At 45.9% G+C, this 9,926-nt stretch carries 6 protein-coding genes; 3 read left to right on the top strand and 3 right to left on the bottom strand.

Going from position 1 to position 9,926, the window contains the following annotated elements; all coding sequences use genetic code 11:
* Positions 1-19: 19 nt before the first annotated feature.
* Positions 20-757: a DUF928 domain-containing protein gene (locus tag OSCI_RS04695; RefSeq protein ID WP_007353705.1), complete on the bottom strand. Its 738-nt coding sequence runs from the start codon at positions 755-757 to the stop codon at positions 20-22.
* 830 nt (positions 758-1,587) lie between these two features.
* On the opposite strand from OSCI_RS04695, the gene OSCI_RS04690 reads away from it, so the two are divergent.
* Positions 1,588-3,507, top strand: a complete 1,920-nt coding sequence (locus tag OSCI_RS04690) for a CHASE2 domain-containing protein (RefSeq protein ID WP_019487228.1) — start codon at positions 1,588-1,590, stop codon at positions 3,505-3,507.
* A gap of 47 nt (positions 3,508-3,554) precedes the next feature.
* Positions 3,555-4,319, top strand: a complete 765-nt coding sequence (locus OSCI_RS04685) for a MinD/ParA family ATP-binding protein (RefSeq protein ID WP_007353703.1) — start codon at positions 3,555-3,557, stop codon at positions 4,317-4,319.
* 31 nt (positions 4,320-4,350) lie between these two features.
* Here OSCI_RS04685 and OSCI_RS04680 read toward each other — a convergent pair whose 3' ends face one another.
* The gene (locus OSCI_RS04680) at positions 4,351-6,810 is read right to left on the bottom strand and encodes an ATP-binding protein (protein WP_007353702.1); all 2,460 of its coding nucleotides are present in this window, start codon (positions 6,808-6,810) and stop codon (positions 4,351-4,353) included.
* A gap of 474 nt (positions 6,811-7,284) precedes the next feature.
* On the opposite strand from OSCI_RS04680, the gene OSCI_RS04675 reads away from it, so the two are divergent.
* Positions 7,285-7,845, top strand: a complete 561-nt coding sequence (locus tag OSCI_RS04675; RefSeq protein ID WP_007353701.1) for a hypothetical protein — start codon at positions 7,285-7,287, stop codon at positions 7,843-7,845.
* Between the two features lie 159 nt (positions 7,846-8,004).
* Here OSCI_RS04675 and OSCI_RS04670 read toward each other — a convergent pair whose 3' ends face one another.
* Complete coding sequence (locus tag OSCI_RS04670; RefSeq protein WP_007353699.1) at positions 8,005-9,591, bottom strand: adenylate/guanylate cyclase domain-containing protein; 1,587 nt, start codon at positions 9,589-9,591, stop codon at positions 8,005-8,007.
* Positions 9,592-9,926 lie beyond the last annotated feature (335 nt).

The following is a 9,926-nucleotide window of genomic DNA, read 5'->3' as shown; positions in this document are numbered from 1 at the left end:
TCCCTATTCTCCACAGATTTTACTGACCCTGAAGTAGGGGTTGATTTGCAACTGATTCAAGTCCTTGAGACTGCAATAATTGCACCCATTCAGTTGCTAAAGCTGAATCATTAGGGGTCTTAAGACGCAGTTCAGCTAACGTAGTAAGAGTTTCATACCACAGCCCATTTTTAGCATAAACTCCTAACCTTGCACGAGGATCGGGATTAGACAAATCGCTTTTGAGAGCTGGCTGAGGTGTGATTCGCTCTACCCATCCCTTCACCACTAAATCTGCCGAACGATCGTTTGGATCGCAAACCATAGAAAAAGACCAGACATATCGCTTGCCAATCTCAAGAGGCTTACGACTGCCACTAGCAGGTGGTAAAGTCACGCTCACAACACCAGCTTTATTGGGTTTAAAAGCAGTCTCATAAACCACATCATCCTCATTTTCAGTTAGTAGAGTAAACTCAACTTTTGCGGAAGTTTGAGGAATATATACAAAAAAAGATGGGGACTCTTCTACGGTTAACCCAATATTGCTTACAGGTACTAAAGGGGTAATAGATAAACCGGCAGGACAGGCCCCCGTTCCCCGATGTGTCCCCCCTTGTCTGTTACCAGGTGCAGTGACATCAGGGGGTTGGAAATTAACTTGACTCAAAAGCAATGGCTCTGACTGAGCGTTTGCTACATTAGGAAAGCTAGCGATCGCGGTCATTCCTAAAGATAAAACCGCTGAAATTGTTGCTAAATGCAGAAAATGTTTCATTTTTTGGGGCCTTTGAATATAAAATGCAAAAATTGACAGAGATTATTCTGCACTTGCGGTGCTGTCAAGGTTCAACCAACCTGCACAGTGCAGATTTCAATTTTACTTCCTGCTTCAGACCAGGAAGAAAAAACACATCAATCGATTTGTCAGCAACCAACATAGGTAGTGTAAAAGTTAGCTAACACCCTTATACGAGATAGCCTCTTTCACACTGATTGCTACCTTGTTTGTCGATGTCGTAGTACATTAGCCAAAAGCTGACTAAACTAAAATGTTATAGACAATTATAGCTAGTATAGCTAGGCTTCTGACTACTTATTCTTACTCCACAGGCAATCGCCAGAGAGCTTCCGGTTCTTTACCCAATTTCATAGAGCCAAGGCTTCAGGCCTCCTTCCGTCTATCCCCTCCCCTCAAACTACTAGGGAAACCCTATCTAAAAACAGGGCATGAGGATATTGAATTCAAAGGCGGACGAGCTTTGTGATAGACTTGCCTTACGGCGGCAGCCGGATTTGTCACCCCGGCTGTCAGGGAGCAACAGGTTTGTAGACATTACCTGTCTCCCAGAGCGATCGCAAGTATCGAACCGCTACTACTAGCGACATTTTTTGCACCTAAACCGATCAATAGCATTAATTAACCAAACCAGCAATAGTCAAGATCGGCAATGATACCTCTAAAAAAAGTCTGTTACACTCAGGTGCAACTTCTCAAACCACAGCTTGCGACATTACCTAAACTTTTATTTTGAGGTCAAATATCAAACTCTGATATCCCCTCATTAAGCGCGGTACTACGCAATAGGAATTACAGAATGGAGCGCGATGATTGATAAATTCTCTCAGAAAATATCCTCAGCGTTGCCAAAATTGAGCAACCTGTACAAGCCTACCCTAAACTTTGTCAAATCGGTAGCAGTTGCCAGTGTCGCCGTTACTGTTTTGTTAGTTGGGGCCCGGCAAATAGGAATGCTGGAACCGTTAGAATTAGGGGCTTTTGACCAAATGCTCCGATGGCGAAAAGACGAAGGGCCAGACCCGCGCCTGTTAATTGTCAGAATCACGGAAGGGGATATCCAAAGGCTCAAAGAATGGCCCATTTCCGATCGCAAAGTAACCAACCTATTGCAAAACCTAGAGCGCTTAGAGCCCCGCGTCATCGGTCTAGATTTACTGCGGGACGTACCTTTAGGAGATGGTCGCGCTGAATTAACTAAAGTTTTACAGCAAAGTAAACGGATAGTCGGCGTTTGCTTACTCAGCGATGGTACAGCAGAACAGCCAGGAAGTCCCCCCGCTCCGGGACTGGCAAACAGTCAAGTCGGATTTGCCGATTTAGTCGTAGATCCCGGCGGAGTGCTCCGCCGCACAGCATTTTTCATTAAACCTCCAGAACCCCCCGGAGTTGAAAAACACCTGTGCAACAATTCCTCCGTCCCGTTTTTATCATCCTTTGGATTTCAGATAGTTAACCTTTATCTAAAACAGCAGGGAATTAAGCCAGGAACATCCCCCCAAGGGAAATTAATGCTGGGTTCCACTGTTATTAACCCCTTAGAAAAGGATTCTGGCGGATACAAAAATGCCAACGTGGGGGGATATCAATTACTAATAAACTACCGTTCTGCCCGCAAAGTTGCCCAGTTTGCCAACTTTGCAGATGTCCTCGAAGGCAAGATTGACCCAAAGTTAGTTAAAGATCGGATCGTTCTCATTGGCTATGCTACAGATACAGTTAAAGATGCTTTTTATACTCCCTATAGCGCTGGTAAGCAAAACGACCAGTCAATGCCAGGAATTGTAGCTCACGCTCAAATCGTCAGTCAACTTCTGAGTGCAGTTCTGGATGGGCGACCTTTATTTTGGTTCTGGCCCGAATGGCTAGAAGTCCTTTGGATTTGGGGGTGGTCAATGGTGGGAGCAGTGTTAGCTTGGCGTATTCAGCAACCCCTGCGTTTTGGCTTAGCTGGAGGAGCAATACTGGGAGTGTCCTTGGGTATAGGTTTTGGGATTTTTATCCTGGGAGGGTGGGTTCCCGTTGTCACACCTGCGATCGCCTTGATGGTAACTGCCGGCAGCGTCGTCTTAGGAGATAGATTCAATAAGGGAGGCTATGGCAAAGTAATTACGGATAAGGTTAAACAAGTCTTTAAAATTGAAATTGACCAAAGTAAAAAAGAACAGCAAGTTGCCGAAATTACAGAGTCCGAATTCTTTAGAGAATTGCAGCAAAAGAAAAGCGAACTGAAAACTCGGAAAAAGGAAGTCTCCGAAACTGCCATTTCCTTAACCCCAGCACCTGAAACTGCCGAGAGTGAGGCAGAGGATTATTTTGCTCAGTTGCAGCAAAAGGCAAAGCAACAGAGGCGTAAGGTGAGTGAAGTCAGCGAGGAAAGCGTTTCATCAGAGGCGATCGCGCATCCAGAAAACAACTATCCCACAGCAGAGGCGATCGCGCATCCAGAAAACCACCATCTCACAGCAGAGGCGATCGCGCATCCAGAAAACAACCATCCCACAGCAGAGAATCCACCCGATGACGGATTCGCAGATTTAGCGGCCAAAGCTAAACAGATGAAGCGACGGCGAACTCAGTTAGAAGCGGATAACAGCAATCTTACACAAGAAAATCCCCCCGACGAGGGATTTGCAGATTTAGCGGCCAAAGCTAAACAGATGAAGCGGCGGCGATCGCCAGAAAAACTTGAGGAGGTCGCAACAGAAAAGAAAGATGAAGAATCATAAGTAATAGATTAGTAAATGCCGCCTTCTCTAGGAATCAGAGGTAAATCATGTCTAAAGTAGTATCTATCCACTCCTACCGGGGTGGAACTGGCAAATCGAACACAACAGCAAACCTAGCTAGTACCGTCGCTCGTTACGGAAAGCGAGTTGGCATCGTTGACACAGATATTCAATCACCAGGGATTCACGTTCTTTTTGGTTTCAGCGAGGACAACATGAAACGTTCCCTCAATGATTACCTCTGGGGTCGGTGTCCGATTGCAGAGACGGCCTACGATGTCAGTTCCGTTCTCCCAAAAACGGCAGCAAAAGACAGTACGCTCTATCTGATCCCATCCAGCGTCAAAGCCGGAGAAATTGCGCGAGTGCTGCGAGAGGGATACGATGTAGGTTTGCTTAACGATGGCTTTCAAGAACTAATAGAAGATCTCAAACTGGACTATCTATTTATTGATACCCACCCCGGTCTGAATGAAGAAACCCTTCTTTCTATTACTATCTCTGATATCCTTGTGTTGATTTTACGTCCAGATCAGCAAGATTTCCAGGGTACGGCCGTCACCGTAGACGTAGCGAGAAAATTGGAAGTACCCAAGATGTTATTAGTGATTAACAAAGCACTGATTTCCCTTGATTTCGATGACTTAAAGAAGCAAGTAGAAGCGACCTACAAAGTTCCAGTGGCAGGTGTTCTACCCCACAGCGACGAGATGATGTTACTGGCAAGCAAAGGAGTTTTTACTTTAAACTATCCCGATCATCCGCTAACTAAGATTGTCGAAGGAGTTGCCAAGGAGATACTTAATAGTTAACAGTTAACAGTTAACTGTTAACCGTTAACTGTTAACTGCTAACTCCTTGCCGAATTGGAATCTGAATTACAAACTCAGTTCCCGCACCGGGTTGAGAAAAGCAAATTAATTTACCGTGATGTTTTTCGGTAATGATTTGGTAGCTGATAGACATTCCTATACCCGTTCCTTTATCGCTCGGCTTAGTCGTAAAGAAGGGGTTAAAAATGTATTTTTGAATGGATTCTGGTATGCCAGGCCCATTGTCAGCGATCCTAATTTCTGCCCATTCACTATCTATGACTGCCGTGCGAATCGCGATCTGATTCGGCTTTGTCTGGCTTTCCTGATAGGTTCGTTTGGCGGTCATTTCCTCTAGAGCATCGATCGCATTCGCCAGAACATTCATGAACACCTGATTCAACTGTCCGGGATAACATTCGATGGGCGGTAAATCGCCGTAATTCTTAATTAGCTGAATCTCTGGGCGATTGGAGCGTGCAGTCAAACGATGCTGCAAAATCAACAGCGTACTTTCAATTCCTTCGTGGATATCGACTGTTTTGCACTCAGCTTCATCCATCCGCGAGAAATTGCGTAAACTCAACACAATCTGGCGAATGCGATCGGTACCTATTTTCATGGAATCCAGGGTTTTGATCAGATCCACTTGCAAAAATTCCAGATCTACTTCCTCAACTTCAGCTTGAATTTCGGGAACAGGAATGGGATAGTGCTTCTCGTAAAGTTGGATTACATTCAGCAGGTCATGAGCGTACTGCCGTACATGACTTAAGTTGCCATAGATAAAGTTGACAGGGTTATTGATTTCGTGGGCCACTCCTGCTACCAACTGTCCCAAACTAGACATTTTTTCTGCTTGCACCAGTTGAGCTTGCGTCCGCTGTAAATCAGAGAGGGTGCGCTCAAGCACTTCTCGGCTTTCTGTAATAGCAGCAATTTGGGGCAGAGTCGTCCAGCAGGCGATCGCGACCCCAACAAACGCCACTGTCATCAGCAAAATGCTAAATAACGCCAAATGGTTCCCAATGCCACGATATTCCAGTCCGGCCCGGACTAACCAGCCAATAGTGACCGCGCCGCACATCAACACAATCAGAATCGTGACCTGAAAGGCCACCCAATCAGTTTTAGGATTAGACATTGGTTCGGAATACTTTCGCACCCACCAAACAGGCTGGAACGGCGCAAACCGCAGACGCGGGAGCCCGGTTCCGAGCAAACCCACGATCGACGGCAGCAATATCCCGATCGATAGATCTTGCCAACCCCATGCCCACCCACCGATCGCTAGAACGGCAGCCTCAACACCAAAAAAACCCAGCGACCACCAAGACCACCGGGTTTCTGGTCGCCCGCGCCCCAACCACGACCCAAAATGGATCGCCATCATTGACAGTAGGTAGCCCGTTCCCGTGATCATGACAATGCGGGTAACATCGCCCCATAGTAAGCAAATTAGACTCAAGAATAAGGTAAAAATCAAACTCGGCGTAAGCACACCTCGGCGCGAGATCGCAGAAAATACAGAGGGTAGATACCCATCGATCGCCAACTGATACAGAATCCGAGGACAATTAGAAACGGCTGTCGCTGAACTCAGGAGGCAGCCTGACGTAATCAAAAACGCCACAAGCGCAGGAGCCAGTGCGCCCCAGAAGGGAGACGTGGCAGCAACCAAATTGAGGCTAGCATTATCTCCTAATCCGGGTGCAGTCGCTAACCGCATCAGTACCCAAGACCCTGCAAAATAGATAATAGGGATGAATCCTGCTGTCACGCTCAGACAACGTACAGTAGCAGTCGGCTGGCGGCTATCTGCCACAAACGAAGAAGCAGTCTCACAGCCATAAACGGCATAGACAGCGATAAAGAACCACTTCATCCAATCAATGGCAGAAATGCCCGTCCAAGTATCGGGTAGCAACCCAGGACTGGCGGGCGAGAAGCTTAGCCAGCCAATCCCTTGCAAACAAAAGGTGAGGAGAAACCCGACTGCTGGAAACACAAAGAAAGTGTGTAAAATCCCCACAGTACGAGTACCGCTAAAGGCAACAATAAACGGCAGAATAGCAAATCCGACTCTCAGCAGCACAACCGGGCACGCGATCCCAAAGGGGTCTAAATTCTGCTTAATCAAATCGGTCAAGATCATCGCATTCATAGGCGGCACGGAGATCCACCCAAGCAGATACCCGATCGCACTGTAGCGAGCCAAGGACGGAAACTGCTGAAGTAACCGCGTAGTGTAGTTCGGTGTGCCACCAGCGACATCAGGGAAGTATTTCCCCAATTGTTTCACTTGCAGGTTCAGCAAAACGCCGACAATGGTTCCGGGTATCCAGACCCAAATGGCTTGTTGTCCCAAGGCAGCGTGCATGGCAGGAGCAGTGCCCAGCCACAAAAGCAACCCGCTAAACCCAAACCCCCACGTCTCTAGGGAAGTCAATCTCCGAGGCAGCGGAGAAACAGAAATTTGTAGCTGACTCATAAAGTACCTTTAACTTTAGTCTAATTAGTTATAGCTGAAGGTAAAAGGAAAAATGAAGAAGGCTGTAGTTCTCTAGAAGAGAAGAGAATAATTCTTATACACCAAACTTTTTACTTACCCGGATATTAGGTGTTAAAAGCAGCTTTTTGTTGAAAAAATAATCTTTACTAAATTAATGCGATCGCGTTTATGTACAAAAATAAAGCTATATAAAATTGATGTTGAGGCCAACAATTAATAATGTTTACACCCGGATCAATAAGTTTTTTTATAACTAATATCATTAAATAGAAAAAAGACTCATATAAAATTTAAGTTTTACTGTAGAAATTAAAATGCTTTCATGCTAACCTCAGCCTTAAAATAACTCACTTACATTTTAAGTGATACCAAAATTTAATGAACATACTAAAATATGCGCTACCCGCTATTCTGGGGACATACTTGATATCCACATTAGGAGTATCTCCAGCTATGGCAGCTATAATCACAGGCACAATCAAAGTCAAAATCGAGGCCGAGTACGTCAACGATCCCAAATTCGTGGGGGTCTACACGGGTGACTTTTCTTACGACGATACACATCTGACCAAAGTTGGCACAGAATCCATCAATATCAGTGGTGGTGGAAATGGAGATCGACCAGGATTGCTATCTTTTAACTTTAGATTTCTGGACTTTGCTACAGGTTTAACTCCTGTCACCTATACAGCGAGTGATGATTTAAACTTCCCAGACGCTCCTATTTTGGGTTTCGAGAACGGAGTTCCCACTCAAATTGGCGCGTACATTGCTCCGGGAAGTGAGGGCGGAGTTTTCGCGGAAAAGAACGGATTTATGTTTGGAGATCCCAGGGCATTTATTTTCGTCTTGCAAGACGGAGCTGTTAGAGGTGATGGGCTTGTGACCTTAGAAATTAACGAATCTCCTCCTCCTTCCGTACCAGAGAATGCCTCCCCGTTAGCTTCATTGTTAGCCTTTTTGGGCTTGGGTGCAGCTCACTTGTGGAGAAAGTCGAAAACGGCAAGCAACTAATCATCTTTATCAACCTAACTTTAATGAGAGGAATGAAGCTTTTCGCTTAGCATTGCGATTGCTTCGTTCCTCGCAATGACACACAAGATATATGGTCTAAGTTCCTCGCAATGACACACAATATACACAATCTATCTACTTACGTACCTTGGTTAACAGTTAACTATTAACCTTGAGCTTTTGAAGGGCGAAGACTGACATAGGAGCGGCCTTACCTTTGAGGGAAATAGCTCCCAAATCTTCGCAGTCAAAGTGAGGCGCGATCGCACTAAACACCTTCTCGCTGATCAAAATTTGGTTTTTAGCCGCCTTAGTCATCAATCGCGCTGCCGTATTCACTGTATCCCCAACTACGTTAAACTCCCGGCGACCGCGAGATTCCCCAACCTCAGCGGCAAACACAGGGCCCATTGCCAGTCCAATCTGAGAAAACACTGTAACTTGCTTACCTCCAACAATGGGCGGTGTCAGTTGTGAAATAATATCTCGGATCGCCAAGGCCGCACTAGCAGCTCGATAGGGATCGTTAGTGTGAGCTTCCGGTACTCCAAAATAGATCAGAATATCAGAACCCTCCAAGTGAGCAGTCACATTTGGCAAAACCCCACCCCTGGCAGTCACAGCAGCATCCACCATCGAAAAAACGCGGGAAAAACTGGTGACAAGATTGACAGCTTCCTCCGGCGTTGCCAAATCAACTGACTCTGGCAAACCGATCAAGTTTACAAACATCACCGTCGGCATCAGAAAATCAGGCGGTATCTGTCGCTTATTGGCATTTTCTACCAGTAGGGTAAGAATCGGTCTAGGAATGTAGCTAGCCAGAGATTCTACCCGCTTCACAGCCTCTTCAATTTCAGCAGCCAAACCAGATACACTCCTGTCTAGCAAAACAGAACTTGGCATCCGACGACGGGTAGGCATGATGTCGTATTCTCCGAGTTGAGCATCGGTGAGGTCATCTACGGCTAATAAGTAACCAGGTTTGCTAGGTTCAAAGCGAAATTGGTCTGCTAGAACAGAACTTGCAGTTTCCGTCAAACATACTCTTCCCACAGTACCTGCACCTTCAGCTTGCTTGGCTTGCTGGACAGAATGACCCAGCAATACGTGAGCCATTCGCATCGGCGTGCCGATGTCCGCAGCGATATACTTGCCACAGTGAATGCCAACGCGCATTCCCAGGGATAAAACGCCCCTCGGCGTTTCAATTTGGCTAAAATTTGCCATTGCTCGCTGCATTCGCAGTCCCGCCCGCAATGCCGTAGCTGTATCGTTACCGTCTTTAGTAGCTAAAAACTTTACCAGCATTGCGTCTCCGGTAAATTCCAATAAGTCACCACCGGATTTGCTGATGATGTCAATCATTGAGGCAAAATAGGTGTGGAGTAAGTTCCAAAGTGCTTCTGCTCCAGAACGACCGTAGGCGGCATTGGCTTCTAACAGGGGTGTGAAGCCTGCGAGATCGGTAAATAGTAAAGTGCCTTCTTGCCATTGATAGCGAACTTCGCCCGGTTTGGGGGGTGATTCAGATACAGGTCGGGGTACATAGTCGTTCAGGATGTAGCGCAGAGTCCGCAAGTGGTCGAAAACATTGATTAAGGTTGCAGGTTTTGGGTCTACCCAAGCTGCTGCATATAGCTCAGCAGAAAGTAGCGATCGCAGCTTGAGTTCGAGGGCGGCTAAGGGAGGATTGTAGGCTAATACGTTAATTCGTAAATTTGTGAGTTTTGTGCTATTATCCATAAGTTTTAGGTAGAAAATTGTGCTTAAATCTGTGTTTAGAGATTGAAAAAATATTTTCAAGTTCCGCTGCTTGACTGTGATTGTAGCCTTAGTCTTAGAGATTTGTTTGTAATGTTAGTAGGTGTTCGTCGATCCTCGCCGAGCTAATTAGGCGAGAATTATGGAATTACTATTGACAAATTTATAATATTGTGCATTCACAGCAATGCTGAGAAACTTTTAGCGAGGTCTTTAGTCTGGTTCGCGATGTTGTAGACCAGTGTAGCGATCGCGCTGGAATTTGCATATCCTAGAAGAGCTGGAATTTGGATATTTTAGAAGAAGCGCGATCGACC

Source organism: Kamptonema sp. PCC 6506 (assembly GCF_000180455.1).
In the GTDB taxonomy this organism is placed as follows: Bacteria; Cyanobacteriota; Cyanobacteriia; order Cyanobacteriales; family Microcoleaceae; genus Kamptonema; species Kamptonema formosum.
This window is presented reverse-complemented; position numbering and strand designations above follow the sequence as displayed.

Bases quoted from the DNA above. Each gene is read 5' to 3' on its own strand.
- OSCI_RS04685 (WP_007353703.1), top strand. From the start codon at position 3,555: ATGTCTAAAGTAGTATCTATCCACTCCTACCGGGGTGGAACTGGCAAA.
- OSCI_RS04680 (WP_007353702.1), bottom strand. From the start codon at position 6,810: ATGAGTCAGCTACAAATTTCTGTTTCTCCGCTGCCTCGGAGATTGACT.
- OSCI_RS04670 (WP_007353699.1), bottom strand. From the start codon at position 9,591: ATGGATAATAGCACAAAACTCACAAATTTACGAATTAACGTATTAGCC.
- OSCI_RS04675 (WP_007353701.1), top strand. From the start codon at position 7,285: ATGGCAGCTATAATCACAGGCACAATCAAAGTCAAAATCGAGGCCGAG.
- OSCI_RS04695 (WP_007353705.1), bottom strand. From the start codon at position 757: ATGAAACATTTTCTGCATTTAGCAACAATTTCAGCGGTTTTATCTTTA.
- OSCI_RS04690 (WP_019487228.1), top strand. From the start codon at position 1,588: ATGATTGATAAATTCTCTCAGAAAATATCCTCAGCGTTGCCAAAATTG.